This window comes from Streptomyces sp. NPDC037054 (genome assembly GCF_055606745.1).
In genome coordinates this window covers 577,115-601,349 of record NZ_JBVJSJ010000003.1, presented here as the reverse complement: position 1 = coordinate 601,349, position 24,235 = coordinate 577,115, and the positions used below count along the sequence as shown (strand labels likewise).

Annotated in this window: 23 protein-coding genes and 7 pseudogenes; 12 read left to right on the top strand and 18 right to left on the bottom strand. The window is 71.7% G+C overall.

What is annotated here, in order from left to right:
• Positions 1-96 precede the first annotated feature (96 nt).
• From ACZ7D7_RS10900 to ACZ7D7_RS10885, 4 genes are all read left to right on the top strand, one after another.
• Positions 97-375, top strand: coding sequence for a DUF4389 domain-containing protein (locus tag ACZ7D7_RS10900; protein WP_470823676.1), 279 nt, complete (start codon positions 97-99; stop codon positions 373-375).
• Entirely contained in the window at positions 372-749 is a 378-nt protein-coding gene (locus ACZ7D7_RS10895; protein WP_470823674.1) for a hypothetical protein, read from the top strand. The genes ACZ7D7_RS10900 and ACZ7D7_RS10895 overlap by 4 nt, the downstream gene beginning before the upstream one ends.
• A 119-nt stretch (positions 750-868) precedes the next feature.
• Entirely contained in the window at positions 869-1,402 is a 534-nt protein-coding gene (locus tag ACZ7D7_RS10890) for a universal stress protein (RefSeq protein WP_470823673.1), read from the top strand.
• A 4-nt stretch (positions 1,403-1,406) separates the two neighbouring features.
• On the top strand, positions 1,407-1,940 hold the full coding sequence (locus ACZ7D7_RS10885) for a flavodoxin domain-containing protein (RefSeq protein WP_470823672.1): 534 nt from the start codon (positions 1,407-1,409) through the stop codon (positions 1,938-1,940).
• Positions 1,941-1,980: 40 nt separating this feature from the next.
• On the opposite strand, the gene ACZ7D7_RS10880 is transcribed toward ACZ7D7_RS10885, so the two are convergent.
• The 3 genes and pseudogenes from ACZ7D7_RS10880 to ACZ7D7_RS10870 form a co-directional block, all read right to left on the bottom strand.
• Positions 1,981-2,148, bottom strand: coding sequence for a hypothetical protein (locus ACZ7D7_RS10880; RefSeq protein WP_470823671.1), 168 nt, complete (start codon positions 2,146-2,148; stop codon positions 1,981-1,983).
• Positions 2,149-2,182: 34 nt separating this feature from the next.
• A pseudogene (locus tag ACZ7D7_RS10875) lies at positions 2,183-2,397 on the bottom strand (pyridoxamine 5'-phosphate oxidase family protein); the annotation flags it as partial.
• A gap of 13 nt (positions 2,398-2,410) precedes the next feature.
• Positions 2,411-3,481 carry a zinc-dependent alcohol dehydrogenase family protein gene (locus tag ACZ7D7_RS10870; protein ID WP_470823670.1) on the bottom strand — a complete coding sequence of 357 codons (1,071 nt, stop codon included), beginning with the start codon at positions 3,479-3,481 and terminating at the stop codon, positions 2,411-2,413.
• On the opposite strand from ACZ7D7_RS10870, the pseudogene ACZ7D7_RS10865 reads away from it, so the two are divergent.
• Positions 3,480-4,163, top strand: a pseudogene (locus ACZ7D7_RS10865) (Rv1733c family protein); the annotation flags it as partial. The gene ACZ7D7_RS10870 and the pseudogene ACZ7D7_RS10865 sit on opposite strands and share 2 nt — an antisense overlap.
• A 64-nt stretch (positions 4,164-4,227) precedes the next feature.
• Here the strand turns inward: ACZ7D7_RS10865 and ACZ7D7_RS10860 are convergent.
• The 12 genes and pseudogenes from ACZ7D7_RS10860 to ACZ7D7_RS10805 all read right to left on the bottom strand — a co-directional run.
• A pseudogene (locus ACZ7D7_RS10860) lies at positions 4,228-4,317 on the bottom strand (flavodoxin domain-containing protein); the annotation flags it as partial.
• Between the two features lie 41 nt (positions 4,318-4,358).
• Positions 4,359-4,484, bottom strand: coding sequence for a hypothetical protein (locus tag ACZ7D7_RS10855; protein WP_470823669.1), 126 nt, complete (start codon positions 4,482-4,484; stop codon positions 4,359-4,361).
• A gap of 16 nt (positions 4,485-4,500) precedes the next feature.
• Complete coding sequence (locus ACZ7D7_RS10850; RefSeq protein WP_470823668.1) at positions 4,501-6,876, bottom strand: bifunctional acetate--CoA ligase family protein/GNAT family N-acetyltransferase; 2,376 nt, start codon at positions 6,874-6,876, stop codon at positions 4,501-4,503.
• A gap of 228 nt (positions 6,877-7,104) precedes the next feature.
• Positions 7,105-7,974 carry a universal stress protein gene (locus ACZ7D7_RS10845; RefSeq protein ID WP_470823708.1) on the bottom strand — a complete coding sequence of 290 codons (870 nt, stop codon included), beginning with the start codon at positions 7,972-7,974 and terminating at the stop codon, positions 7,105-7,107.
• Positions 7,975-7,979: 5 nt separating this feature from the next.
• A complete protein-coding gene (locus ACZ7D7_RS10840) occupies positions 7,980-9,002 on the bottom strand; it encodes a zinc-dependent alcohol dehydrogenase (RefSeq protein WP_470823666.1) in 1,023 nt (340 codons plus the stop codon).
• Positions 9,003-9,024: 22 nt separating this feature from the next.
• Entirely contained in the window at positions 9,025-9,930 is a 906-nt protein-coding gene (locus ACZ7D7_RS10835; RefSeq protein WP_470823665.1) for a universal stress protein, read from the bottom strand.
• A gap of 155 nt (positions 9,931-10,085) precedes the next feature.
• Positions 10,086-10,715, bottom strand: coding sequence for a DoxX family membrane protein (locus ACZ7D7_RS10830; RefSeq protein WP_470823663.1), 630 nt, complete (start codon positions 10,713-10,715; stop codon positions 10,086-10,088).
• A gap of 366 nt (positions 10,716-11,081) precedes the next feature.
• Positions 11,082-11,990, bottom strand: coding sequence for a pyridoxamine 5'-phosphate oxidase family protein (locus ACZ7D7_RS10825; protein WP_470823662.1), 909 nt, complete (start codon positions 11,988-11,990; stop codon positions 11,082-11,084).
• A gap of 133 nt (positions 11,991-12,123) precedes the next feature.
• Entirely contained in the window at positions 12,124-13,866 is a 1,743-nt protein-coding gene (locus ACZ7D7_RS10820) for a sensor histidine kinase (RefSeq protein ID WP_470823661.1), read from the bottom strand.
• A gap of 119 nt (positions 13,867-13,985) precedes the next feature.
• Positions 13,986-14,666: pseudogene (locus ACZ7D7_RS10815) on the bottom strand (type I glyceraldehyde-3-phosphate dehydrogenase).
• A gap of 184 nt (positions 14,667-14,850) precedes the next feature.
• The gene (locus ACZ7D7_RS10810; RefSeq protein ID WP_470823660.1) at positions 14,851-15,543 is read right to left on the bottom strand and encodes a response regulator; all 693 of its coding nucleotides are present in this window, start codon (positions 15,541-15,543) and stop codon (positions 14,851-14,853) included.
• 201 nt (positions 15,544-15,744) lie between these two features.
• Positions 15,745-16,078, bottom strand: a pseudogene (locus tag ACZ7D7_RS10805) (pyridoxamine 5'-phosphate oxidase family protein); the annotation flags it as partial.
• A 206-nt stretch (positions 16,079-16,284) separates the two neighbouring features.
• On the opposite strand from ACZ7D7_RS10805, the gene ACZ7D7_RS10800 reads away from it, so the two are divergent.
• Positions 16,285-16,701 (top strand): pyridoxamine 5'-phosphate oxidase family protein, encoded by a 417-nt coding sequence (locus tag ACZ7D7_RS10800; RefSeq protein WP_470823658.1) that lies wholly within the window; start codon positions 16,285-16,287, stop codon positions 16,699-16,701.
• A gap of 195 nt (positions 16,702-16,896) precedes the next feature.
• Here the strand turns inward: ACZ7D7_RS10800 and ACZ7D7_RS10795 are convergent, their stop codons facing one another.
• Complete coding sequence (locus tag ACZ7D7_RS10795) at positions 16,897-17,820, bottom strand: carbamate kinase (protein ID WP_470823657.1); 924 nt, start codon at positions 17,818-17,820, stop codon at positions 16,897-16,899.
• A 418-nt stretch (positions 17,821-18,238) separates the two neighbouring features.
• Between ACZ7D7_RS10795 and ACZ7D7_RS10790 the strand changes: the two genes are divergently transcribed.
• From ACZ7D7_RS10790 to ppk2, 3 genes are read left to right on the top strand one after another with little or no spacing between them, the layout of a single operon-like run.
• Positions 18,239-18,703 carry a Crp/Fnr family transcriptional regulator gene (locus tag ACZ7D7_RS10790; RefSeq protein ID WP_470823656.1) on the top strand — a complete coding sequence of 155 codons (465 nt, stop codon included), beginning with the start codon at positions 18,239-18,241 and terminating at the stop codon, positions 18,701-18,703.
• 43 nt (positions 18,704-18,746) lie between these two features.
• Positions 18,747-19,421 carry a CBS domain-containing protein gene (locus tag ACZ7D7_RS10785; RefSeq protein WP_470823707.1) on the top strand — a complete coding sequence of 225 codons (675 nt, stop codon included), beginning with the start codon at positions 18,747-18,749 and terminating at the stop codon, positions 19,419-19,421.
• 44 nt (positions 19,422-19,465) lie between these two features.
• Positions 19,466-20,269, top strand: a complete 804-nt coding sequence (ppk2, locus tag ACZ7D7_RS10780) for a polyphosphate kinase 2 (RefSeq protein ID WP_470823655.1) — start codon at positions 19,466-19,468, stop codon at positions 20,267-20,269.
• 18 nt (positions 20,270-20,287) lie between these two features.
• On the opposite strand, the pseudogene ACZ7D7_RS10775 reads toward ppk2, so the two are convergent.
• Positions 20,288-20,898, bottom strand: a pseudogene (locus tag ACZ7D7_RS10775) (universal stress protein); the annotation flags it as partial.
• 54 nt (positions 20,899-20,952) lie between these two features.
• Positions 20,953-21,810 (bottom strand): universal stress protein, encoded by an 858-nt coding sequence (locus tag ACZ7D7_RS10770; protein ID WP_470823654.1) that lies wholly within the window; start codon positions 21,808-21,810, stop codon positions 20,953-20,955.
• 156 nt (positions 21,811-21,966) lie between these two features.
• On the opposite strand from ACZ7D7_RS10770, the pseudogene ACZ7D7_RS10765 reads away from it, so the two are divergent.
• The 3 genes and pseudogenes from ACZ7D7_RS10765 to ACZ7D7_RS10755 all read left to right on the top strand — a co-directional run.
• A pseudogene (locus ACZ7D7_RS10765) lies at positions 21,967-22,215 on the top strand (sodium-independent anion transporter); the annotation flags it as partial.
• Positions 22,216-22,520: 305 nt separating this feature from the next.
• A complete protein-coding gene (locus ACZ7D7_RS10760) occupies positions 22,521-23,735 on the top strand; it encodes a globin domain-containing protein (protein ID WP_470823653.1) in 1,215 nt (404 codons plus the stop codon).
• 115 nt (positions 23,736-23,850) lie between these two features.
• Positions 23,851-24,225 (top strand): oleate hydratase, encoded by a 375-nt coding sequence (locus tag ACZ7D7_RS10755; RefSeq protein ID WP_470823652.1) that lies wholly within the window; start codon positions 23,851-23,853, stop codon positions 24,223-24,225.
• The last annotated feature ends 10 nt before the right edge of the window (positions 24,226-24,235 follow it).

The following is a 24,235-nucleotide window of genomic DNA, read 5'->3' as shown; positions in this document are numbered from 1 at the left end:
AGGACCGGTCTCGATGAACACGCAAGCCCGGGGCCACCCGGCCCGGTTGACAGCAGTTCTCGATCCACGGTTGTACCGCTGGCTGTGGCTGGTCAAGTGGCTGCTCGCCCTCCCGGTTTCTTCCTGGGCGGCGTCCATGCGTCCTGGGCCGGGGGCGGGGGCGGGCTCGTCGGTGTGCTGACGCTGTTCGCCGGTGTCTGCCTGGCCGCCACCGGGCGCTACCCGTGTGGCCTGTTCGACCTCGTGATGGGGCTCAACCGCTGGGTGCTGCGGGTAGCCGCCTACGCGGCCCTGCCCACCGACGTGTATCCGCCCTTCCGGCTCGACCAGGGAAGTGACGAACGGCGCACCGGCGAAGAGGAGTTGGCACCATGACGACAGTACTTGTCTCCGCCTTCCTGTTTCTGCACGGTCTGATCCACCTGCCGATCTGGCTGGCGCGGACCGATGGGAACCAGCCGTTCGACCCCCGGCATGCCTGGGCGCCGGCCGCAGCCGGACTGCCCGGTTCGCGTACTGCCGGGGCGGCAGCCATCGGCCTCGCCTCCACCACGGCCGTGCTCTACGTCATCGCGGGCGCTGCCACCGCGACGCACAGCAGTGGCCGCTCCGTCGCGGCGCTCACCGCGGCCTGCGTCGGCCTGCTGCTCAAGGTCCTGTGGTTCCATCCGTGGCTGTCCCTCGGCGCGGTGCTGGACGCCGGCGTCATCACCGCCGTTCTGACGAGCTGGCCGGCGTCCCTGTACTGAGCCGTCCGTCGTCACCCGTCCGCGAGGGACCATCGGCGCTCCGTCGGAGCCTCTCGGCCCACGCGGCACGCCCCCATTCCGGACCATCGTGAAGGCATGAAGCCTTACGGGAGGTTGCCATGACCGAACTCGCCACCGGCAGGGCCATCGTGGTGGGCGTCGACGGGTCCGAGGCGTCCGCGGCCGCCCTTCGCTGGGCCACCGAGCAGGCCCGCGCGCTGCGCGCGGAGGTCGTCGCCGTGCACGCCTGGGAGGCGACCGCGCCCCGCGTCGCCCCGTACGCCCCGGTGTCGGTGCGACCCACGCCCGCCGAGGAACGGGACGCGGCCGCGCGGTTGCTCACGGAGACGCTGCGCAGGGTCTTCGGGCCGCGGATCGACGATGCCGTACGCGCTGAACTGGTCGAGGGCCCGGCTGTGCGCGTCCTCCTGGACCGGGCGCGCGGCGCCCTGCTGCTCGTGCTCGGGCGCACCGCGCACGGGCAGCTCGACCTCCCTGTGGGGGGTGCGGTCGGCCGTGGATGCCTGAGGCACGCCACTGTCCCCGTGGTCGCGGTACCGGTGCCCGACCGACCCGCGGTGCCGCTTCGAGTCGTCGGAACCCGACTCGGCCCGCGAGCGGAGTTGTTCGAGGCACAGAGCGTATCGAGGTGACGTGATGGACGTTCTGGTCGGCCATGCGACCGCCCACGGCTCCACCCGGCAGATCGCCGAGCGGATGGCCGCCCAGCTGCGCCGAGCGGGACTCGCAGCGCGGGCGCGTCCCATGGCGGAGGTCGACGACGCCGACACCTATGAGGCGTTCGTCCTCGGAAGCGCGGTTCACAGCCAGCGCTGGCTGACCCCGGCGAGAGCCTTCATGCGGGACAACCGCGACGTACTGGGCACGCGACCGGTATGGATCTTCAGCGTCGGGATGCCGGCTGCGCTGCGGGGGCCGTGGAAGCGCATGGTCACGAAGGAGATTCCGGTGATCGAGCGAGACCTTCCGGCCGGTCTGGCGTACCGGGGGCACCGTCTGCTCTCGGGCGTCCTCACACCGGACCAGCTTCCGCGCACGGGCCGGATCTTCTTCCGCGTGGTGGGCGGCCGGTTCGGCGACTACCGGGACTGGGACGCCATTGACGCGTGGACGGCGGAGATCGCGGCCGAGCTGACTCATGGCCGAGCCGGTTCCGACCCTCATGGCTGAGCCGGTCAGCCCCCCTCGGTCGCCCGTGACGATCGCTGGTTCAGGAGCGGAGGGAGCGGCGGTGGTCGGCCGGAGGCACCGGCACCGTGATGGTCAGGACACCATGCTTTTCCGGATGAGTGTCCATCACGGGGAATCCCGCCTCCGACCAGTCGGGCAGGACGGACAGCTCAGGCCGGCCGCGGAGCCGCTCAATCGTGCCGCTCATGTCGTACACCTCTTCTCCACCACCAGCGTCATCCACCGGTCCGGGCGAGGCGCTCGTGCTCGGCAGGATTGGTCACTACCGAGGCGGAACCGGTGACGACGACGCTCCAGCCCGACTGAGTCACCGCGTGCACATCGTCGGCCTCGAAGGCGACCACCGCGCCGTCGATCGCGCGGACCGGCTCGGAGGCGGCCAACGTGCACGGCGACACTGCTCCGTCGTAGTCCAGAGAGAGAAGTTGACCGGCAGGCCGGGACCGGCGTCAGGCCGCCCGCACAGCGACGGCGTCGTGCTGTTGTCCGCCGAGCACCACCTTCAGGGCACCGGTCCCGGCGGCGTTGCCGAAGACGTCGTACGCCTCCTCCATCTGCTCCAGTGGGAAGGTGTGGGTGACCAGCTGCGACGTCGGGAGCCTTCCGGCGGACGCCATCCGCAGCAGGGTCGGTGTGGAGTGCGTGTCGACCAGCCCCGTGGTGATCGTCACGTTCTTGATCCACAGGTCTTCCAGGTGCAGCATCGCCGGCTTGCCGTGCACACCGACGTTGGCCACGTGGCCGCCGGGCCGCACCACGCGCGTGCACAGCTCGAAGCTCTCCGGCGCGCCGACCGCCTCGATGACCACGTCGGCACCCAGCCCTTCGGTGAGCTCGGCGATCAGCTGCTCGGGGGCCTCCCGGACGTCGGCCACGGCATCCGCCCCGAGCCGCCTGGCGGCCTCCAGCCGGGAGGCGGCCAGGTCGACGGCGACGATCCGCTCGGGCGCGAACAGCCGGGCGGTGGCGATGGCCGCCAGCCCAATGGGGCCGGCCCCGACGACCACGACGGTGTCTCCTGGACGTACCTTCCCGTTGAGCACGCCGACCTCGTACGCCGTCGGGAAGATGTCGGCCAGCAGCACGGCATCCTCGCTGCTCACGGCGCTGGGCAGCGGGTGAACGGACAGGTCGGCGTAAGGGACGCGGACGTACTCGGCCTGGGTGCCGTCGATCAGATGCCCCAGGATCCAGCCCCCGCCACCCCTGCACTGGCCGTACATTCCCTCTCGGCAGTAGCGGCACCGCCCGCACGCGCTGATGCAGGAGACCAGAACCCGGTCCCCCGGGCGCACCGTGCGTACGTCGCCGCCGACTTCGACGATCTCCCCGACCGCCTCGTGTCCCAGCACGGTGCCGGGCCGAACCTCGGGCACGTCACCCTTGAGGATGTGCAGGTCCGTCCCGCAGATGGTGACGGCGCCGACTCGTACGATCGCGTCGGTGGCTTCCTTGACGACCGGGTCCGGGACCTCTTCCCACGCCGCCTGTCCGGGACCGTGGAAGACGTAGCCTTTCATGCCCGCTCCTCGCTCTCTAGCGCTCCAGCCCGGAGCCGGAACCCGGCGCAGCGTCGTCGGCAGGCCCGAGTCACGCTCCGGTGCGGTGCCGGGATTGCCCCGCACGTCCAGCTTGTCCCACGGCAGGGAGATCCGCTTGGGCCGGTCGGCCCGCAGCGCCGCCTCATCGGCCCATGTCGCAGGTGGCCTGTCGCTGCCACCTGCGAAGGGTCACGAGGACGAGGAGGTGTTACCGATGCCCGGTGGCAGGGGTACGAAAGTGGGACTGTGGCGGTGGCGGAGCAGTCCGCTACGACGGCGCGACGACAAGCTCAAGGCCTGGATCGTGCTGGTGATGTGGGCGGTCATCGCGGTGGGAGGGACGATCGCCGGGCTGGTGACGGCTCACTCCGCCCACGAGGCGCCCGCTCAGCAGCGATCCGAGCGGCACCCGGTGCGTGCGATGGTACTCACCGATGTCCCGCGGAGTCCGTCGTCGAGAGAGGGCGGCGCCTACCGAACCTTGGCAAAGGTCCGGTGGACAACTCCCGATGGCACCACCCGGACCGGGCGAACCCTGGTGGACGGCACCGGCCTGCGCCGCGGATCAACGATCACGGTGTGGCAGGACACACAGGGCGCACTCACCCCGGAGCCGGCCGGTCCGGCGGAGGCCGCCGCGGAGGCGGTCTTCTTCAGTGTCGCCGCCACGCTGGCCCTCTCCGGCCTCGCTCTCGGTGGCGGGGCCCTCGCGCGGTGGTGTCCAGCTCCTTGCGCAGGACTGCGGCGACGGCTTCGGCGATCTCCGCGGTCGATCCGTTCGTTGTTCCGTAGGCGACCAACACGTTGCTCGGCATGGTGGTTAGCCTCCTTTCACAGTCGTCGAGCCGGTGGTGAGCTAGTCGACGACGTCGACCGCGCCGTCGATCTGCCGGGTCACGGCAAGGGCGATCTCCGGTCTTGCTCTTGCCGGCCGGTCCTCCTCTTCGGGCACCGGCAGCCGCTCCGCATGTCGCCGGGCCACCTCATGCCGGTCCTCCTCAGCGCAGTCGGCGCAGATAGGGGTCCTTGGCCGTGCGCGGCAGGAGGCGTATCCGCGCGTCGAGCACGGTGACCTGGCCGGGCGTGGCGAGGACCGGGTTGAAGTCGGCTTCGGCGAGTTGCGGCAGGTCCTCCGCCATGCGGGACAGCCGCAGGAGGACCTGTTCCAGGCCCTCGAGGTCCACGGGTCCGTTGCCGCGCGCGCCGAACAGCAGGGGTGCGCAGCGCGGGGCGGTGATGAGGTCGTGCACGTCGTGGTCTGTGAGCGGGGCGAGGCGGGCCGCGTGATCGGCGAGCACCTCCGTGGCCGTCCCGCCGAGGCCGAACAGGACGAGCGGCCCGAAGACGTCGTCCTGGACGACTCCGGCGAACAGCTCGGTACCGCGTTCGGCGAGCGGCTGCACGACCACCCCGGTCATCGGCCCGGCGAACCGGCTCTCCAAGTCCTGGTAGGCGGCGCGGACCTGGTCCTCACCCCGCAGGTCGAGGTGGACGGCGTGCTGCTCGCTCTTGTGCACCAGTCCGGGCCAGTGGGCCTTCATGACCACCCGGCCGTCGACACCGCCCAGCCGTTCGGAGGCGAGGACGGCGTCGTCCTCCGTGTCGGCCCATGCCCACGGCAACTGAGGGATGTCGTAGCAGGCCAGCAGGTCTGCGCAGATGAGTGGGTCGAGCCAGCCGCCGTCCGGATGCGCGGCGAGGTACGTCTCGGTGATCTGGCGGGCGCGGGCGGTGTCGACTCCGTCGAGAGCCGGTACGGTGCCTGCCGGGCGGGCGAGCCAGGCAGCCCGGCGGGCGGCGTGGGCCAGGGCCCGTGCCGCCGCCTGGGGCTCGGCGTACGAGGGGATGGTGCCGCCGTCGGCGGCGGGCAGCAGGCTGACCGCCGCGTCCTGCTCCAGGCGGACGAGGGCGACCGGCCGCGCCTGTCGTCCCGGCCCGGCGGTGAGGGCCCGGACCAGATCGTCACCCGTCGCCGCGGCGACCGCGGTGGGGAGCAGGGCAAGCAGCACGGCGTCGATCCCCGGATACGTCATGAGCCGGTCGACGCACTCGCGCAGTTGGTCCTCCGATACGGCCGCGGTGGCGTCCACGGGATTGCCGACGGCCGCACCGGAAGGCAGCACGGCCAGCAGGTCGTCGACGAGTCCCGGAGTGAACTGCGGCAGGACGAGCCCCGCTTCGGCGCAGGCGTCGGCGGTCAGCACGCCCGCGCCGCCGGCGTTGGTGACGATGGCGACCCTGGTCCCCGCCAGGTGCGGCTGGGTGTGGAACAGGGCCGCGGTGGCGAGGAGTTCACCGATCGAGTGGGTGGCGGTGATGCCGGCCTGGGTGAACAGGGCCTGCCGGGTCATGGTGCGGGTCGCGGCGGCCGCCGTGTGCGAGGCGGCGGCCCGTCGGCCCGCGTCGGTGCGGCCGGCGTCGACGGTGAGGACGGGCATGCGGCGGGTGACGCGCCGGGCCGTGCGGGAGAAAGCCCGCGGGTTGCCGAAGGACTCCAGGTGCAGCAGGGCGAGGTCGGTGCGGCCGTCGCTCTCCCACCACTGGAGCATGTCGTTGCCGCTGACGTCGTACTTGTCGCCGAGGGAGACGAATGTGGACACGCCGATGCCCAGGCGGGACAGCCCGTCGAGCAGGGCGATGCCCACACCACCGGACTGCACGGCCACACCCGCGCTGCCGGGCTTCGGGTGACCGGCGGCGAACGTCGCGTCCAGGCCCAGGTCCGGGTCGGTGTTGGAAATGCCGAGGCAGTTGGGGCCGACCAGGCGCATGCCGTGGGTGCGGCATGCAGTCAGGAGCGCCTGCGCCTGGGTACCGTCGAGGCCTGCGGACACGACCACGAGGGCCCGTACGCCCGCCTTGCCGCACTCCTCGGCGACGGCCGGGACCGCGGGAGCGGGCGCGGCGATCACCACGAGGTCGGGCGTCCTGGGCAGGGCGGTGATCGAGGGGTAGGAGGGCACGCCCAGGATGTTGGTGGCGCTGGGGTTCACCGCGAACAGGCGCCCGGTGTAACCGCCGGCGTGCAGGTGGTGCAGCAGGGCGCGGCCGACCGAGCCGGGCTTGCGGCCGGCGCCGACGACGGCCACCGCCTTCGGCCGCAGCAGCGGTACGAGGCTGGCCACGTCGGCGGCCCGGCCTCGGGCCTCCACCGCCGTCAGATAGGCGTCGTCCTCGTCGAGGGCTATCGTGCAGCGCACCTCGGCGCCCTCGAAGCGCCGGGTGACGTCCAGTCCGAGGTCGGTGAAGAGCCTGAGAACTTCGCGGTTCTCGCTCAGCGCGTCGGCCGTGAAGGTGGTGACGCCGTCCGACCGGGCCGCCGAGACCAGGTGTTCGACGAGCAGGGTGCCCACGCCCCGGTGACGGTGGCGCACCGATGTTCCACCCCGGGCGAGTACCCAGCAGTGGATCCGCGCACGGCGTACGCGGCAGCATTCGTGCGTCTGCAGACGGAGCTGGTGAAACTGCAGGAGTGGGTGAAGGCGGAGAGCCCGGCTGCTTGTCGTTGTGAGGGCCGGAGGCGGCGGGCAGTCGCCCTGCCGAAGCCGACCGAGCGCGAGCGGCAGCGGTACCTCTCCGGCCACGCGGCGGGGCCTTTGACCTCACGCCCGCTCGGGTACGACCGCCACCGGACAGGCGGAGTGGTGCAGGACGGTGTGGGCGACGCGGCCGAGCTGGAGGCCGAGGTGCCCTGGCTGTCGGCGCCGGGCGCCGACAACGAGGAGATCGGCCTCGTGCGAGGCAGCGAGGAGCACCCTGCGAGCGGGTCCCTCGATCGTGCGCCGGTGCAGCTCCATGTCCGCGGGAGCATCCTTCAGGGCCGCTTCCAGCACCTTGGCAGCCTGCTCCTCGTGCAGGCGCGTGGGCTCATCCGCGAGCAGGGGGTGGTCGGTGGTCTCGTGCGCGGGACAGCGCCAGGCGCGGACGGCGTCCAGCGGCACCCCCCGCCTCTTCGCCTCCTCGTAGGCGAAGTCGACAGCAGCCGTCGATGCGTCGCCGACTCCGAGGACGATGCGGCCGCGCAGCCCGGCCCTGGCCTGGTTGTCGTGGCTGCCACGGACGACGATCACCGGGCAGGACGCGTGGGCTGCCACGGTCAGGCTGACGGAGCCGAGCAGCAGGTTGGCGATGCCGCCGCGGCCACGAGTGCCCAGGACCAGCGCGGACGCGTTCCGTCCCTCGCGCACCAGCGCGTATTCGGGCTCCTCGGGGAGCACGTCGGTGGAGATCTTCACGTCCGCGGCACGTCGGCGGGCGCGCCGCGCCGCGGTCCCGACGATGTCCTCGGCCATGCCCCGTCCGGACGGCTTGCCCAGGTCATGCGCGAGCGCGGCGCCTTCGTACCGTTCCCACAGCGAGGCGTTCACCAACCGCAGAGGCACCCCGCGGAGGGCGGCCTCGTCGGCCGCCCAGTCCACGGCCCGCAGGCTCGGTTCGGATCCGTCGACGCCGACGACGAGCGGAAGGTCCATGGTACTCATGACGGTGCTCCCAGGTCGAAGACGATGCGGGCCTTGACCTGGCCGCGCAGCACCTCGTCGATGGAGTCGTTGACGGCGGCGAGCGGGCGGGTCTCGTAGATGACCTTCGTCCGGCCGGCCGCGTGGAGCTGGAAGACCTCGGCGAGGTCCTGTCGGGTGCCGACGATCGAGCCGATCACACTGGTGCCGTTCAGGACCGTGTCGAAGATCGGCACCTGAATCGTGCCGTGTGCGGGCAGCGCCACCATCACCAGCTTGCCGCCCCTGCGCAGGCCGGAGTTGACCGCCGTGAACGCGGCCTCGTTCACCGCGAGCGCGATCGCCGCGTGCGCACCGCCGTGGCGCTTCAGCACCGCTCCCACGTCGTCCTTGCGGGCGTCGATGACGAGATCGGCGCCCAGCTCACGGGCGAGCCGCAGTTTGTCGTCGGTGACGTCGATCGCGGCGACGGTGGCCCCGGCGATCTTCGCGTACTGCACGGCCAGGTGGCCGAGGCCGCCGACGCCGGAGATCGCGACGAGCTGGGCGGGTCGGACGTCGGCGACCTTCAGCGCCTTGTACGTCGTCACCCCCGCGCAGGTCAGCGGGGCCGCGTCGAACGGGGTGACTCCCTCAGGCACCAGTTGGGCGAAGTCGGCCCAGGCCAGCATCTTCTCCGCGTACCCCCCGTCGCAGCCGTAGCCGGTGTTGATCTGCTGCTCGCACAGCGTCTCCCAGCCGGACAGGCAGTGCTCGCACCGCCCGCAGGCCCGGCCCAGCCAGGGCACCGCGACCCGCTGCCCGGCGGCCAGGTGGGTGACGCCCTCGCCGAGGGCCTCCACCAGACCCACGCCCTCGTGCCCGGGCACGAACGGCGGGTTCGGCTTGACCGGCCAGTCCCCGTGCGCGGCGTGGATGTCGGTGTGGCACAGCCCGGACGCCTCGAGACGGACACGGATCTGGCCGGGGCCGGGCTCGGGGTCGGGGCGCTCCTCGATGACCAGCGGTTCACCGAAGGCCCGGACGACTGCTGCCTTCATGGTTGCTTCTCCTCAGGGTGTTTCAGTCGTGCGGGACGACGGCGACGGGCGCGGTGGCGTGGTGCAGGACGGCGTGCGTGACGGGACCGATGTGGGCACCGAGCGGGTTGCGGCGGACCCGGCGGCCCACGACGACGAGGGATGCCTCGCGGGAGGCGTCGATCAGGTGCAGGGCCGGGCTGCCGTAGCGGGACTCCTCCAGAACCTCGACGTCCGGGAACTTCTGCCGCCACGGGCGCAGCATCTCCGCCAGGCCGGCGGCCTCGCTCTGGGCGAGGGTGTCGTGAAATCCGGGGTCGGCGGACAGGCCGTAGGCGTAGTAGGGCGGCGGGTTCCAGCCGTGGACGACCCGCAGGGACGTGGCGCGGCGCACCGCCGCGTCGAAGGCGAACTCGATCAGTCGCTCATCGGGCCGGCCGGTGTCCAGGCCGAGCACGACGGGCCGGTAAGGGGCCGCCACCGAGGGAATGCCGGTGGGGTCCATCTCGTGCTCGTCGGCGGCCTGCTCTCCCGCGCGCACCAGGACGACCGGCAACTCGGCGTGCGCCAGGACGGCCTGGCCGACGGAACCGACCAGGAACCCGCCGAGCCCGCTCATGCCGCGCGACCCCAGGACCAGCAGCGCGGACTCCTCCGCCGCCGAGCACAGCGCCTCGGCGGCGTTGCCGGAGCGCTGCTCCGTGCTCACCTCGACGCCAGGGTGCCGCGACCGCAGACCCGCGGCGGCTTCGCGCGGGATCCTCTCGCTCCAGTGCTGGTGGGTCTCGGCACCGAGGAGCGGTGCCTGGGCCATCGGCTCCGGCACCGGCTGCCACACATGGACGAGCCTGAGCGCCAGCCCGCGCAGCTTCGCTTCCCGGGCCGCCCACTCGGCGGCGGCCCGGCTCTCGGACGAGCCGTCGAGACCTACGGTGATGGTGCGGGACATGCTCTCAACCTCCAGAAGTGAAGCAAGGGATCCGATTCGAGGGTCGTGCGCGGGCGGCGGGCAGTGCAGGGGCCACTGGTCCCGGACCGGGACCCGACCGTCCCTCCCACCGCCCGAGCGGTGGGCCCGGTGGCGGGCCCACCGCATCCCCGTGTTCAGCGCAGCCAGCCGTTGTCGCGGACGAACCGGAGCCTGGCCCAGAGCCGGCCGGCCCCCAGGGTGTCGCCCGCGCAGACGGCGGCCAGGGCGATCAGGACGGCGGCGTAGACGAGGTGGTAGTCGGCGAAGGGGTTCGTCGACATGCTCGGCGAACCGTCCGAGAGGTGCTGGGCCGGTGGCCACTCCGCGACCCACATGAGCGCCATCATCACGGTCCCCGCCACCGCGGCCAGGCGCAGTCCGATCCCCGCGACCAGTGCCAGGCCGATGCCCAGCAGGCCGAGCATGAACAGCCAGTCCGCCCAGGCCGCGCCCGCCCACGCGTGGAACGTCGACTCCATCGGCCCGACGGACACGGAGCCGAGGAACCCCTTCGTCGGCGATCCACCGTCGATCCAGCCCTTGCCGGACGGGGTGGCGTAACCGAACCCGAACGTCTTGTCCAGGAAGGCCCACAGGAAGACGAAGCCCATGAGGAGGCGCACGGAACCGAAGACGTAGGCCCGCGCGGTGTGCGTGTCGCCACGTGCCGACACGGCGGACCCGGGTGCGGTGGACGTCCGGTTCCTGCGGAACGACGGCAGGTGGAGACCCGCACTGCGGTGTGAGTGATCGTGCACGGCCATGACGGTGATCCCTTCGGGATGGTCCGGTTGGTTCCTGACACCGTTCACTGTCCTGGCCGGCGCTGGTTCGCGCCGGAGGCCGAAGGTCCACGGCAGCGGGCTGAACGGCCCTGGGCCGGGGGCCGTCCGGCGCGATACGACGAACCCGGCGGGTCATAAGGCAGCGGGCCGGCTGTCCCGTCCGCCGCGCTTGTGCCGCGAACCGGACAACTGTGCCTGGTGCGGCGTGACCCTGCGCGGCGAAGAGCCGCCACCGGGTTCAGGACACGCAGCTCTCAGCCCTGGGTGGTCGCCCGCGGCCCGCCCCGTCGGGCCCCCCTGGCCACTCCGCACGGCCCGCGAGGCGCCGGCGGCCGGGTGATCCACTCACCGGTCCGCCGGCGTGATGCGACGCCCTGTCACGCGGACGGGCCGCATCTTCACCCACAACGTGCGTCCTTCTCCCGGCCACGGATCGGTATGGGCCCGCGTGTCCAGGCGGCGCACCTCGTCCAGGTCTGTGACGGCCTCGGCCCGGCCGACCGCGAGAACGCTCCAGCCCTGGCTCATCGCATCGTCGATGTGGTCCACCTCGAAGGCGACCTCCGTGCCGACGGCCGCGGCGGGAGCCGCGTCCGGCGAGGTGCGGAAGACGAGGGCGTCGTCGACCACGTCGTAGTTGACCGGGAGCACGGCCGGGCCGTCAGGGGTGGTCACAGAAACGCGCCCCACACCGTGCGTGGACAGCAGGGTGCGGCACTCCTCCTGGCTGAGTTCCCTCAGGCGGGGGTGCAGGAGGGCGTGTCCCTGCCCTGGTGGCAGGTCCTGGTCACCGCCCCGCAGTTCGACGAGCCGGGTGCCGAGGGCGTCGGCCAGTCGCAGCAGCGTCGCCAGACTGGGATCCGAAGGATGTTCCTCCAGGTAGGCGAGGTACTCCGGCGCCATGTGGGCGCGGCGAGCCGTTTCCTCCCGGCTGAGCCCCTGTCGCCGACGTGCGGCCGCCACGCGCCGTCCTACGTCCCCGGCTCTTGTCGCGGCGCTGCGGGGACGGGTCGCGGCGGCGGCTCGCGTGCTCGGGTCCGTCGCCCCGCCCGGCGCTGCGGCCTCGGTGTGAAGGTGCTGGACGCGTGCGTCCGGCCCGGGGAACACGAGCGTGACCTGGCCCGTGTCCGACCATCGCACGTCGTACGGGGGCGTTCCGTCGTCGTGGTGCAGCCCGACGATCTCACCGTCGCGCCGAGCGGTGCCGGTGGCCGGACTTTCGACGATCAGCAGATCGCCCAGCTGAGCGTGCATGACGGTGCCGTTTCCCTCGGTGGGTCCGCTCGTGGCTCGCCCTTCCAGGATCACGCCGGGCCGGGTCCCGCGCCACCGGGTGGCGTCCCGGCGTCCTTCCCGCCCGGAGGCAACACCTGGTGCCTCGCCGTGATCACCCTTCCGAGGGGCCCTGCGCTGCCCTCACCGGGGCGTGCCACACCAGTCGCGTTCCGCCGCCGTCCCGGCCGGCGAGTTCCATGTCCCCGCCGAGCTTCCTGGCCCGCTCGGCCATGTTGGCGAGGCCGCTGCGGCGGCCCCCTTCGGGTACGCCCACACCGTTGTCGGTGACCGTGAGGCTCACCTCGTTGCCGTCGGTCTCCAGCACCACCTCGGCGCGGTCGGCGTGCGCGTGGCGGGCGATGTTGGTCAGGGACTCGGACAGCACGGCCACGATGTGGTCGGCGGTCTCCTTCGGGACATGCGTGTCGAGCAGTCCCTCCATGCGCACGCTGGGCGCGAAGCCCAGGACGGGCGCGGCCTCACCGACCACGCGCACCGCTCGGGCCCGCAGGCTGGGGGCCGCGTCGTCGTCGCGCGTGCGCAGGCCGAAGATCGTCGATCGAATGATCTTGATGGTTTCGTCGAGGTCGTCGACGGCCCGCAGCACGCGCTCCGAGGCCTGCGCGTGCTCGATGAGGCGGCCGGCGCTCTGCAGGGTCATCCCGGTGGCGAACAGCCGCTGGATGGCCAGGTCGTGCAGGTCCCGGGCGATCCGGTCGCGATCTTCGAGAACAGCGATCTGCTCGGCGTCCTTACGGCGTTCGGCGAGTTCCATGGCGACCGCGGCCTGGGCGGCGAAGTGCTGCAGCGGCTCCATCTCCTTCTGGGTGAACTCGTTCGCGCCCGCCTCACGGACCAGCAGCACGACCCCGCGTACGCCGTCCCCCGTCCCCACGGGCACGGCGACGGCCGGCCCCAGGCCGGAAAAGCGCGGCGGCCCGGCCGAGATCCGGTCGTCGTGAGAGACGTCCGGGCTGGTCACCGGTGCCACGTCGGCGAAGGCCCGCCCGATGAGGCTGCCCTCGACGGGCAGCACCAGCCCTCGGTGGGCCTCCGCCTGCCGGCCGATGGCCAGCTCCACGGTGAGCGTGTCCGTGTCTTTCATCGGCACCGCGGCCACGGCGAGTCCGGCGCCGGTGATGTCCCGCGCTCGCTCGGCGATCAGCCGCAGTACCTCCGCCTGGTCGCCGCCGGACATCAGGCTGTGGGTGATCTCGGCGTTCGCTTGCAGCCACCGCTCACGCAGCCGGGACTCCTCGTACAGACGGGCGTTGTCGATGGCGACGCCGGCGGCCACGGCGAGGGTGGACAGGACGGCCTCGTCCTCCTCGTCGAAATCGGTCCCGCCCCGCTTCTCGGTCAGGTACAGATTGCCGAACACCTGGTCCCGGACCCGGATGGGGACTCCCAGGAACGTGTTCATCGGGGGATGATGCGGCGGGAAACCGTAGGAGGCCGGATGCCCGGAGAGCTTCGGCAGGCGCAGCGGCTCGGGGTGGCGGATGAGCTCACCCAGGATGCCGTGCCCCTCCGGGTAGTTCCCGATGCGGGCGATCTGGTCCTCACTGACGCCGACCGTGTGGAAGGCCGACAGCCGCTTGCCGTCCGGGCCGATCACACCGAGTGCGCCGTACTGCGCGTCCACCAGTGCCGTCGCGGCCTGCACGATGCTGTACAGCGCCTGCTCCAGGTCCAGTTCCCGGCCGACCGACAGCACCGCTTCCAGCAGACTGTGCACCCGGTCCTGGGTTCCCCGGGCCGCGTCGACGCGGGCCTGCAACTCCTCCAGCAACTCGTCCAGCCTGAGCTGGGGCAGCCTTACCTGGGCCTTCCGAGCCTTCTCGGAGCCTGACAACGTGATCTCCAACCGTCCGCGCAGAGCCGACCGCCGTCCGCTCACTGCCACGGTAGCGGTCGGCGCGCGAGGAGGACACAAGATCAGCCCTGCCAGCAGGGAGAGCACGCCAGGCCGGGTCAGGTCCGCGGCAACCTCGCGGCGACGTACTCCGTGAGGTCGAGCAGCCGGTTGGTGTACCCCCACTCGTTGTCGTACCAGCCGAAGATCTTCACCAGGTCGCCGTGGGCCTGGGTCAGCGGGGCGTCCAGGACGCACGAGGCGGGGTCCCCCACGACGTCGCGGGAGACGATCGGCGCGTCGGACACCCGCAGGATGCCCGTCGGCGGCCCGTCGGCGGCCTCCCGGAAGGGCCCGTTGACCTCGTCGGCATTGGCCGGACGGTCGAGCACCACGCTCAGATCGGTCAGCGCCCCGTCCTCGACGGGGACGCGTACGGCGATGCCGTCCAAGGTGCCGGACAGTTCCGGCGGGACGAGGCCGACCGCGCGGGCCGCACCGGTGCTGGGGGGATGATGTCCACAGCGGCGCTGCGGCCCCGGCGCGGGTCCTTCTCGCGGCTGCGGAAGCGGCCGGTGGACTCGACGACGACGTCCACGCCGAGGTCGCCCAAGGCCAGGGCGCCGGGGTCGCGCTCCGCGGTGACGGCGACGCGGTGGCCGTCGACGGTCAGCGAACTGCCGTCGTGCTCGACGACGCGGCCGAGCCGCCCATACGTCGAGTCGTACGCCAGCAGATGGGCAAGTGCCTCAGTTGCGTCCGATGCGGCCGAAGCCGTTGATGCCCACACGTACGGTCATGTCCCTCGTCCTCCCCGACGAATCGGCGATACCCGGTGTCGTCCGGGCGCGACATCAGCCTTCCGCCGGCGGGTAGGGCGGTGCTCGGGCCCGAGGGGGGTGAACCGGGGGCCGTTCGGCCCTGCGCGACGGCAGGCCGGGGCGGGAGGCGTCGGCAGCGCCTCGCCGCTCTCCCGGCTCCGCCTCAGCGTCCCTCGCCGCGCAGCCGGTCCTGCGCCTGAGTGGCGATGACCGCGGCCTGGATACGACGCTCCACGCCCAGCTTGGCCAGCAGGCGAGAGATGTGGTTCTTCACCGTCTTCTCCGCCAGATACAGCCGCTGGCCGATCTGCCGATTGGTCAGGCCCTCACCGATCAGGGCCAGGATCTCCCGCTCCCGCTCGGTCAGCCCAGGCAGGGCATCCGGCTCTTCCTCCTGCTTCTGACCTCCCCGCAGCCTTGCCATCAGCTTGGTCGTGGCGCTCGGGTCCAGCAGCGACTGGCCGCCGGCCACGGTGCGCACCGCCGAGACCAGGTCCGAGCCCTGGATCTGCTTCAGGACGTACCCGGACGCACCTGCCATGATCGAGTCCAGCAGGGCCTCCTCGTCGTCGAACGAGGTCAGCATCAGACAGGCCAGCTCGGGCATGCTCGAGCGCAGTTCACGGCACACGGTCACGCCGTCGCCGTCGGGCAGGCGGACGTCGAGGACCGCAACATCGGGGCGCAGCGCGGGGACGCGCACCAGGGCCTGCTCGACCGTGGCGGCTTCGCCGACCACCGTGATGTCCGGCTCGTCGTTCAGCAAGTCGTGCACGCCGCGCCGAACGACCTCGTGGTCGTCCAGGAGGAAGACCCTGATGGGACCTCCGGTGCCGGCCTGCTCACTGTCCGCCATCGGTTACTCCTTGTGATGTCCTCTTCTGTTTCCCCGGGCATCCTTCCCCGTCCGAGGGACTGGAGGCCAGGGCCAGTGGTCCCTGATTACCGGATTCCGCTCTCCGGATTCCCCACCTGGCGGATTCGCTACCACCGCCGGCGGCGTCGTCCAGGTTGTGCTGCGCGCTGGATCGCGGAGATGCAATCCAGAAAGAGTGGCTCAGGCGGTGAGGTCAACCCCGTACAGGGTGCGTCCGCCGACGAGTTCGCGCCCGGTGACCAGTTCGGACTCGATACGGACGAAGACTGCCTGCGGTGAGGGTACCCAGGAGACCGAAACGGTGCGGGCCAGGCCTTCGTGCTCGGCGGGGTCGGTCACCACCACGGCGGTGCCGGTGACGCTCCAGCCGGAGTGCCGGACCGCGTCGACGTCGTCGACCTCGAAGGCGACCACCGCGCCGTCGATCGCGCCGACCAGTTCCGAGGCCGCGGAAGTGCGCAGCCACCGCACCTTCACCGTCCAGACCGAAGTTCACCGGCAAGACGGCGGGCAGGTGGCCATCGGTCCCGGCCGTACCGGAGAACGACCCGTGCCACACCGCGATCGACGGGCCCGCACGTCCGGGAGCGGGTGCGCGTCCCGTCGGAGGCTTCACGCCGCCGGAACGGAACAACGGCTGCGATCGGCCTTCCTCGCGTCGTGTGGGGGTAGGGCCGGTCGGCCCTACCCCCACACGACGGCCGCGGGGACGATTGACTGATGTACCGGAACGACGCCTTTCGCGCACTCGACCGGCAGGAAAGCTTGCGCCTGCTCACCAAGGTGCCGGTCGGCCGCGTGGTCTATACCAGGCAGGCATTGCCCGCGGTTCTCCCCGTCAACTTCTCCCTGGACACGGACACCTCCGTCCTGCTGTGCACCTCGCCGGACTCGGACCTCGTACGCGCCATCGACGGCGTCGTCGTCGCCTTCGAGGCGGACGCGTTCGACGCGGCGACCCGGTCCGGCTGGAGCGTGGTCGTCACCGAACGAGCCACCGTGGTGACCGACCCCACCGAGCACGAGCGGCTGTCCCGGGAGGGCCCCACGTCCTGGATGCCAATGGCAGGGGCCCTGTTCGTGCGGATCGAATCCGAGATGGTCACCGGCCGCGAGCTTCGCCCGCCGGGTCTGTGAGCGCGGTGGCAGCTCCCTGAGGCTCGAGCAGCAGCAAAATGGGCGATTCCAGTGTCAGCCCGGCGGCACCGCCGAGCACCCGGAATCCGCACACCGACGCGACCATGACGCACCACAGTGCGCCAGGTCCTCTGTTGCTCAGATGCGAGCAGGCGGGAGATGTGGTTCTTGACGGTCTCGCCTTTCGGCTGCATCTCAGCCCATGACCAGATCGGGGCGCACCAGCGTTCCCGATCTCCCGTGGACGATCTCGTACGCCGCGTCCAGGGCACCGATCGCGGCCAGCCCTCCGGTGCGTTCGACGAACCGGGCGGCGGCCTCCGTCTTGGGGCCCATGGTGTCGGCGGGGAAACCTGCGCGGCGCAGGTCGTCGGGCGTGGCGTCGAGGACGGGCCGCGGGTCGTGGGTGCCGTAGCCGGTGTAGACGCACGGGACGTCGGTGAGGATGAGCAGGAAGTCGGCCTTGAGTTCCTCGGCGAGCAGGGCAGCGGTGAGGTCCTTGTCGACGACCGCGTCCACTCCGTGCAGTGCGCCGGTGTCGCTGTCGGCGGTGACGGGTACGCCTCCGCCGCCGGCGCAGATGACGAGCGCTCCGCAGGTGAGCAGGTCGTGGATGGTCTCCGTCTCGACGATGCTCTCGGGCGTGGGTGAGGCGACGACCTGGCGCCACCCGGTGGCGTCCTTCGCGATGTGCCATCCGTGCCTTCGAGCGAGGGTACGGGCGACATCCCGGGGGTACACCGGGCCGACGCGCTTCGCGGGTCGTGCCAAGGCCGGGTCGTCGGCCCGTACCAGGGTGTGGGTGACGAGTGCGGCGACCTTGTGGCCGGGAAGGGTGTCGCGCAGGGCCCGGGCCAGCAGGGAGCCGATCAGCCCTTGGGTCTGGGCTCCCAGCAGGTCCAGCGGATAGGGGGTGGTCAGGACCGGGTCGGCCGCGCTCTCCATGGCGAGCAGGCCGATCTGCGGCTCGTTGCCATGGGTGATCACGATCTCGTGTTCGAGAGCGAGAGCGGCGACGGCGGTGGTCACCCGGTCGATGTTCGACTGCTGTACCGCGGCGTCGGGGCGGTCGCCCCGGCGCAGCAGGGCGTTGCCGCCGAGGGCGATGACGATGCGCATGGCTTGAGCCCTCCAGAGGGGCCACGAGAAGGTGAAGGAGGCTGGTGAGGGGAAGCGCACCGCCGGTGCTTCGGGTTCGTGGCCGGCAGTGCGGGCCGACGGTGCTGTGCCCGCGGGACGAGCGCGTCGCGCGCGGCGCTGAGCACGAAGCCGACCGCGGTGGAGATCCCCAGGAGGACGGCGAACAGCCTCCGGAGCTCCAGGGGCAGTGACGTATCCACCATGCCCACCCCTTCCGTTTCCGTCGGGTTGGCTCTGTCTCCATCGAACCTCCGGGGCCGTCCGGGCACAGGGTGCCGAAGGGCCCGGACGGGGTACCGGGCGGCCCGGTCATGGGGCCGGGTGGCCCATGGCCCGGCACCGGGCACGGGGACACGCTGGGCGTGGCAGGTTCGTACGCCCTGACTGGAGGCACTCCATGAACGCTCCCGCCACGGCCACCATGCTGCAGGCACTCCCCGCCGAGCACCGGCAGCGACTGATGCGCTTCGCCCGGGAGGTGTCCTTCCCCCAGGGCACCCGCCTCTTCGAGGAAGGGGGCCGCGCCGACCGGTTCTGGATCATCCGCACCGGTTCGGTCGACCTCGACATGCGGGTCCCCGGCCGCCGGGCCGCCGTCATCGAGACCCTCCGGCCCAACGAACTCATCGGCTGGTCCTGGCTGTTCGCCCCGCACGCCTGGCACCTGGGCGCCCAGGCCACCAGCCCGGTACGCGTCTACGAGTTCGACGCGCCGGCGATCCGCTCGATGTGCCAGGACGACCCCGCGCTGGGTGCGAGCGTCGCCCAGTGGGTGGGCGGTGTCCTCGCCCACCGCCTGCGCTCGGCCCGCACGCGGCTGCTCGACCTCTACGCCCCCTACGGCAGCGGCAGCCTGCTGTGACCGCGCCCACGACTCGGACCACGACAGCCACCAGGGAGGGATGATGCACGGCAGCCCGCACATCGTCAGCGACGTGATGACCCACACCGTCGCCGCCATCGGCCGTAATGCCACCTTCAAGGAGATCGTGCGGATGATGCACGACTGGAAGGTCAGCGCCCTGCCCGTCCTGGAGGGCGAGGGCCGCGTGGTCGGGGTCGTCTCCGAGGCCGACCTGCTGCCCAAGGAGGAGTTCCGCGACAGCGACCCCGACCGGCGCACCCAGCTGAGGCGCCTGCCCGATCTCGCGAAGGCCGGAGCGGTGACCGCCGGGGAACTCATGACCTCTCCGGCCCTCACCGTCCGGGCCGACACGACGCTCGCCCAGGCCGCGCGGATCTTGGCGCGCGCGAAGGTCAAGCGGCTGCCGGTCGTCGACGAGTTGGGCATGCTGCAGGGCATCGTGAGCCGCGCCGACCTGCTGACGGTGTTCCTGCGCGACGACGAGGACATCGCCGAGGAGGTCCGACGGGAGGTGGTGTCGTACCTCTTCCCCGCGCCGGCATCGGCCGTACGCGTGGCGGTGCGGGAGGGAGTCGTGAAGCTCGGCGGCCGTATGCGGGACCCCGCGCTGGTCCCGGTGGCCGCCCGCCTGATCCGTGCCGTCGAGGGGGTCGTGGACGTGGAGTTCCACCTCTCCGAGCACGCGACCGCGGCGGCCAGGAGCTCGCTGCACTAGCGTGCTGTCCGGGTCCACGTATGTCACCGGGTGATGGAGGCGTCATGGCCGGCGAGAAGGCGGCGACGCTGCCGCGCAAGACGTACGAGAAGGAACTGCTGCGCCTGCAGACGGAGTTGGTGAAGCTGCAGGAGTGGGTGCGCGCGGAGGGCGCCCGCCTGGTCGTCGTCTTCGAGGGACGGGACGCGGCCGGCAAGGGCGGCACCATCAAACGGGTGGCCGAGCACCTCAACCCCCGCGTCGCCCGGATCGTGGCGCTGCCGAAACCCACCGAGCGCGAGCGCACCCAGTGGTACTTCCAGCGGTACGCCGAGCACCTGCCGGCCACCGGGGAGATCGTGCTGTTCGATCGCAGCTGGTACAACCGGGCGGGCGTGGAGCACGTGATGGGTTTCTGCACTGAGGAGGAGCACCAGCTGTTCCTGCGGCAGTGCCCGATTTTCGAGCGGATGCTGGTGGAGGACGGGATCCTGCTGCGCAAGTACTGGTTCTCGGTGAGCGACGACGTGCAGCAGGAGCGGTTCCGGCAGCGGCTGGACGACCCGACGAAGCGCTGGAAGCTCTCCCCCATGGACCTGGAGTCGATCACCCGGTGGGAGGCGTACTCCCGGGCCAAGGACGAGATGCTCGTGCACACCGACATCGCCGAGGCACCGTGGTACGTCGTCGAGAGCGACGACAAGCGGCGCGCCCGGCTGAACATGATCGCGCATCTGCTGAGCACCGTGCCGTACCACGAGGTACCGCGGCCGGTGCTCGACCTGCCGCCGCGGCCACCCTCGACGGGCTATGTACGGCCGCCGCGCGATCTGCAGACGTACGTCCCCGATCACGCGGCGGGTCTCTGAGCCGGTCTCGGACCAGCTCCGCTGCGGTACGGCGGCGACCGGGCAGGCGGAGTGGTGCAGCACCGTGTGGGCGACGCGTCCGAGTTGGAGTCCGAAGGTCTGCTGCTGCCGCCGGGCTCCGACGACCAGCAGGTCGGCGGTGGCCGACGCCTCCAGCAGAACCTCGAGCAGGATGCGCCCGCGCGTCACCGGCTGTACCCGCTTGTCGTGGCGGCCGCGCACGATCACCGGGCAGGCGGCGCAGGCAGCCACGGCCAGGCTGACGGAACCGAGCAGGAACTCGGCGATACCGCCGCGCCCCCGGGACCCCAGGACGAGGGCTGAGGCGTGGGCTCCCTCCCGCACCAGTGCGTACTCCGGTTCCTCGGGCAGTACCTCGGTGGACACCTTCAGATGCGGCTTCCGGGTGCGCGCCCGCCGGGCGGCGCGTCGAGGATGCCGTCGGCGAGCACCGGCTCGGACGGCTCTCCGAGATCCTCGGCCGGCGCGGCATCTTCGTACCGCTCCCACAGCGAGGCGTGCACCAGCCGCAGTGGCACCCCGCGCAGGGCGGCCTCGTCCGCCGCTCAGTCGACGGCCCGCAGACTCGGCTCGGATCCGTCCACGCCCACGACCAGAGGGAGTTGCATGGTGCCGTGGTGCACCTCGTTCATGGTGGCTTCTCCGGAAGGGTCTCGGGTGCGTCAGGCGTGCGCGACGACGGCGACGGGGGCGGTGGCGTGGTGCAGCACGGCGTGCGTGACGGAGCCGATGTGGGCGCCGAGCGGGCTGCGGCGGGTCCGGCGGCCGACGACGACCAGGGACGCGTCGCGGGAGGCATCGACCAGGTGGACGGCGGGAGTGCCGGGGCGGGACTCCTCGATGACCTCGACGGCCGGGTACTTCTCCTTCCAGTGGTGCAGCACCTCGGTCAGCGTGTCAGCGTCCTGCTTGCCCAGCGCGGCGTCGAGTTCCGGGTCGGCGGGCAGGCCGTAGGCGAAGTACGGCGGCGGGTTCCAGACGTGGACGACCCGCAGCGGGGTGACGCGGCGGGCGGCCGCCTCGAAGGCGAAGGTGAGCAGCGTGTCGTCGGGGTGATCGGTGTCGAGCCCGAGGACGACGGGCCCGCCGGTGGCCTGCTCGCCGGCACGGACCAGAACCACAGGCTGCTCGGTGCGCGCCAGGACGGCCTGGCCCACGGAGCCGACGAGGAATCCCCCGATGCCGCTCAGCCCTCGGGAGCCGAGGACAAGCAGCTCGGCGTCCTTCGCGGCCTCGGTCAGCGCCTCGGCGGGCCGGCCGGAGAGCTGTTCCACCGACACGTCCAGTCCGGAGTGACGCACCTTGAGGTCCTCGACCACCTCGCGCGGAACACGCTCGCTCCACAGTTTCTGCGTCTCCGCACCGAGGAACCGCGCCAGGGCGATGGGCGCGGGAACCGGCTCCCACACGTGGACGAGTCTGAGCGGCAGGAAGCGCCGCTTCGCCTCGCGGGCCGCCCACTCCGCCGCGGCACGGCTCTCAGCCGAGCCATCGAGACCTACGACAACACTGCGGATCATGTTCTGCCTCCTCATCCGGGGTTCGACTTCAGCGTGGTGGCACAAGGGCCGGTGATGCAGGGGCCGCACGTCCCGAACCGGGGCCGGTAGGCCCTGTGAGCGGAGACCCGGAGTGGACCAACAGCCCCATTTGCACGGTTCGTTGGTCAGTGGATCCAGCGCCGGGCCCTGACCGCGGTCGACGAACAGACCGGTCCGGTCCGATGGTCCGTCCTCAACACCGGGGCCAACGTCCGCCGCGAACTCACCGACCGGGGCATCGCCTTCGCCCTCGCCCGCGTCAAGCAGGACCTGCTGGACGACCTGACGGCGTACGGCCTCACGGACACCGTCGGCCCCGAGCGGATCTTCCCCACACTGCCGACGGCCGTAGCAGCGTACCGGGAGTGGCGCCGCGGCCAGTAGGCCGCCCACGCCCCCATGTTCGGCCAGCCGCCGCTTGTGGAGTGCCCCCGAACGCCGTCGTGTCGTCGGACGCAGCCGACCGCGCCCGCCGCGGCAGCGGACAGGGCCGACAGGAGGTCGTCCCCAGCCCATCCGGCCCGGTCCCGGCGGGACCCATGGGGCAGCTGTGCCCGAATCGATGGGGCCGTTCGGCCCTTCTTCGCCCAGCGTCGCCGAAACGCGGTCCGTTGCCTGCTACACAGAAGACGGTCGCCCCATCGTTCCGGCGCCCATCCCACCTCACCCCGCCCTGCCTGGGAGTCTCCATGCTGTCCGCAGAATCCGCCGCCGTGGTACGCGCCACCCTGCCCGCCGTGGCCGGAGCCCTCGACGAGATCACCACCCGCTTCTACGGCGCCATGTTCCGCGACCGGCCGGAGCTGCTCGACGGGATGTTCAACCGTGGCAACCAGGCCAGCGGAGCCCAGCGCCGCGCCCTGGCCGGCTCGATCGCGGCCTTCGCGACCATGTTGCTGGAGCAACCGGACGTCCGGCCCGACGCCCTGCTGAGCCGTATCGCGCACAAGCATGCCGCGGTGGGGGTCACCGACGACCAGTACACGATCGTGCACAAGTACCTGTTCGGCGCGATAGCCGAGGTCCTCGGCGACGCGGTCACCCCCGAGGTGGCGGCCGCGTGGGACGAGGTGTATTGGCTGATGGCCGGCGCCCTGATCGCCCAGGAGGCCCGCCTCTACCAGGACGCGGGCGTCGAGCCCGGGCAGATCTGGCGGCAGTGGACGGTCGTCGAGCGCCGCAGCGAAACCGACGACGTGGTGTCCTTCCTGCTCCGCCCCTCCGACGGGCAGCCGACACCGCAGGCGCGGGCGGGCCAGTACACAAGCGTACGGGTGCTGATGGCCGACGGGGTGCACCAACTGCGCCAGTACAGCCTGTCGTCCGACCCGGGCGGGGATCTTCGGCGCATCACCGTCAAACGGGTCGCAGGCACGTCCGGCACGCCGGACGGCGAGGTCTCCAACCTGCTGCACGACCAGGTCCGAGAGGAAGACGAACTCACCCTCTCGGCTCCCTTCGGAGACGTCTTCCTCGACGACCCGGCCGACGCCACCACCCCGGTCGTCCTGGTCTCCGCGGGCATCGGCGGCACCCCCATGACCAGCATCCTGGCGCATCTCGCCGCCCTCGGCTCGACCCGCCCGGTGCTGGTGCTGCACGCCGACCGCTCCCCCGCCGACCATGCCCTGCGCGCCGAGACGGGGAAGCTGGTCGGGCAACTTCCGGGTGCCCGCGCGGTCTTCTGGTACGAGCAGCCCGGCCCTGTGGAACCCGATGCGCGCGAAGGCCTGATGAACCTCGACGGCATCGAAGTTCCCGACGGCGCCACGGTGTTCCTGTGCGGGCCGCTGCCGTTCATGCGGGAGGTGCGCGGCCAGTTGCTGGCCGCGGGCGTCCCGGCGCGCAGCATCCGCTACGAGGTCTTCGGCCCCGACCTGTGGCTGCCTGGCCCGGCGGCCTGAACGACTGATGGGGCCGTCCGGACCAGGTGAGTGACCAACAGCCCGCTGACGGCGCACGCAGGCACGGGAAACGCTGACGCCGTGCGGTTCCCGAACAACGGGCCAGTACGAGGAGTTGTGTCATGGCGAACGCATACCTGGTGGGCAGCGGCATGGCGGCACTGGCCGCGGCCACGTTCTGATCCGCGACGGCGGATTCGACGGAGCGGACATCCACCTCTTCGAGGAGCAGCACAACATCGGCGGCAGCCTGGACGCGGGCGGCACGGCCGACGCCGGCTACACCATGCGCGGCGGGCGGATGTTCGAGGCCGAGTACCGCTGCACGTACGACCTGTTGTCCGGCATCCCCTCGCTCGACGACCCCTCGGTGTCCCTGACGCAGGAGATCCTCGCCGGACACCAGGACTTCGCCTGGGACGACATCGCACGGCTCGTGGACGGCGACGGAAACAGATCGACGTGGCCCCCGAGGGCCTGGTCCTGGTGACCAACGGCTC

Coding starts and splice junctions, on each gene's coding strand:
- ACZ7D7_RS10895 (WP_470823674.1), top strand. CDS start 372: ATGACGACAGTACTTGTCTCCGCCTTCCTGTTTCTGCACGGTCTGATC.
- ACZ7D7_RS10890 (WP_470823673.1), top strand. CDS start 869: ATGACCGAACTCGCCACCGGCAGGGCCATCGTGGTGGGCGTCGACGGG.
- ACZ7D7_RS10885 (WP_470823672.1), top strand. CDS start 1,407: ATGGACGTTCTGGTCGGCCATGCGACCGCCCACGGCTCCACCCGGCAG.
- ACZ7D7_RS10880 (WP_470823671.1), bottom strand. CDS start 2,148: ATGAGCGGCACGATTGAGCGGCTCCGCGGCCGGCCTGAGCTGTCCGTC.
- ACZ7D7_RS10870 (WP_470823670.1), bottom strand. CDS start 3,481: ATGAAAGGCTACGTCTTCCACGGTCCCGGACAGGCGGCGTGGGAAGAG.
- ACZ7D7_RS10845 (WP_470823708.1), bottom strand. CDS start 7,974: ATGGACCTTCCGCTCGTCGTCGGCGTCGACGGATCCGAACCGAGCCTG.
- ACZ7D7_RS10840 (WP_470823666.1), bottom strand. CDS start 9,002: ATGAAGGCAGCAGTCGTCCGGGCCTTCGGTGAACCGCTGGTCATCGAG.
- ACZ7D7_RS10835 (WP_470823665.1), bottom strand. CDS start 9,930: ATGTCCCGCACCATCACCGTAGGTCTCGACGGCTCGTCCGAGAGCCGG.
- ACZ7D7_RS10830 (WP_470823663.1), bottom strand. CDS start 10,715: ATGGCCGTGCACGATCACTCACACCGCAGTGCGGGTCTCCACCTGCCG.
- ACZ7D7_RS10825 (WP_470823662.1), bottom strand. CDS start 11,990: ATGCACGCTCAGCTGGGCGATCTGCTGATCGTCGAAAGTCCGGCCACC.
- ACZ7D7_RS10810 (WP_470823660.1), bottom strand. CDS start 15,543: ATGGCGGACAGTGAGCAGGCCGGCACCGGAGGTCCCATCAGGGTCTTC.
- ACZ7D7_RS10800 (WP_470823658.1), top strand. CDS start 16,285: ATGTACCGGAACGACGCCTTTCGCGCACTCGACCGGCAGGAAAGCTTG.
- ACZ7D7_RS10795 (WP_470823657.1), bottom strand. CDS start 17,820: ATGCGCATCGTCATCGCCCTCGGCGGCAACGCCCTGCTGCGCCGGGGC.
- ACZ7D7_RS10790 (WP_470823656.1), top strand. CDS start 18,239: ATGAACGCTCCCGCCACGGCCACCATGCTGCAGGCACTCCCCGCCGAG.
- ACZ7D7_RS10785 (WP_470823707.1), top strand. CDS start 18,747: ATGCACGGCAGCCCGCACATCGTCAGCGACGTGATGACCCACACCGTC.
- ppk2 (WP_470823655.1), top strand. CDS start 19,466: ATGGCCGGCGAGAAGGCGGCGACGCTGCCGCGCAAGACGTACGAGAAG.
- ACZ7D7_RS10770 (WP_470823654.1), bottom strand. CDS start 21,810: ATGATCCGCAGTGTTGTCGTAGGTCTCGATGGCTCGGCTGAGAGCCGT.
- ACZ7D7_RS10760 (WP_470823653.1), top strand. CDS start 22,521: ATGCTGTCCGCAGAATCCGCCGCCGTGGTACGCGCCACCCTGCCCGCC.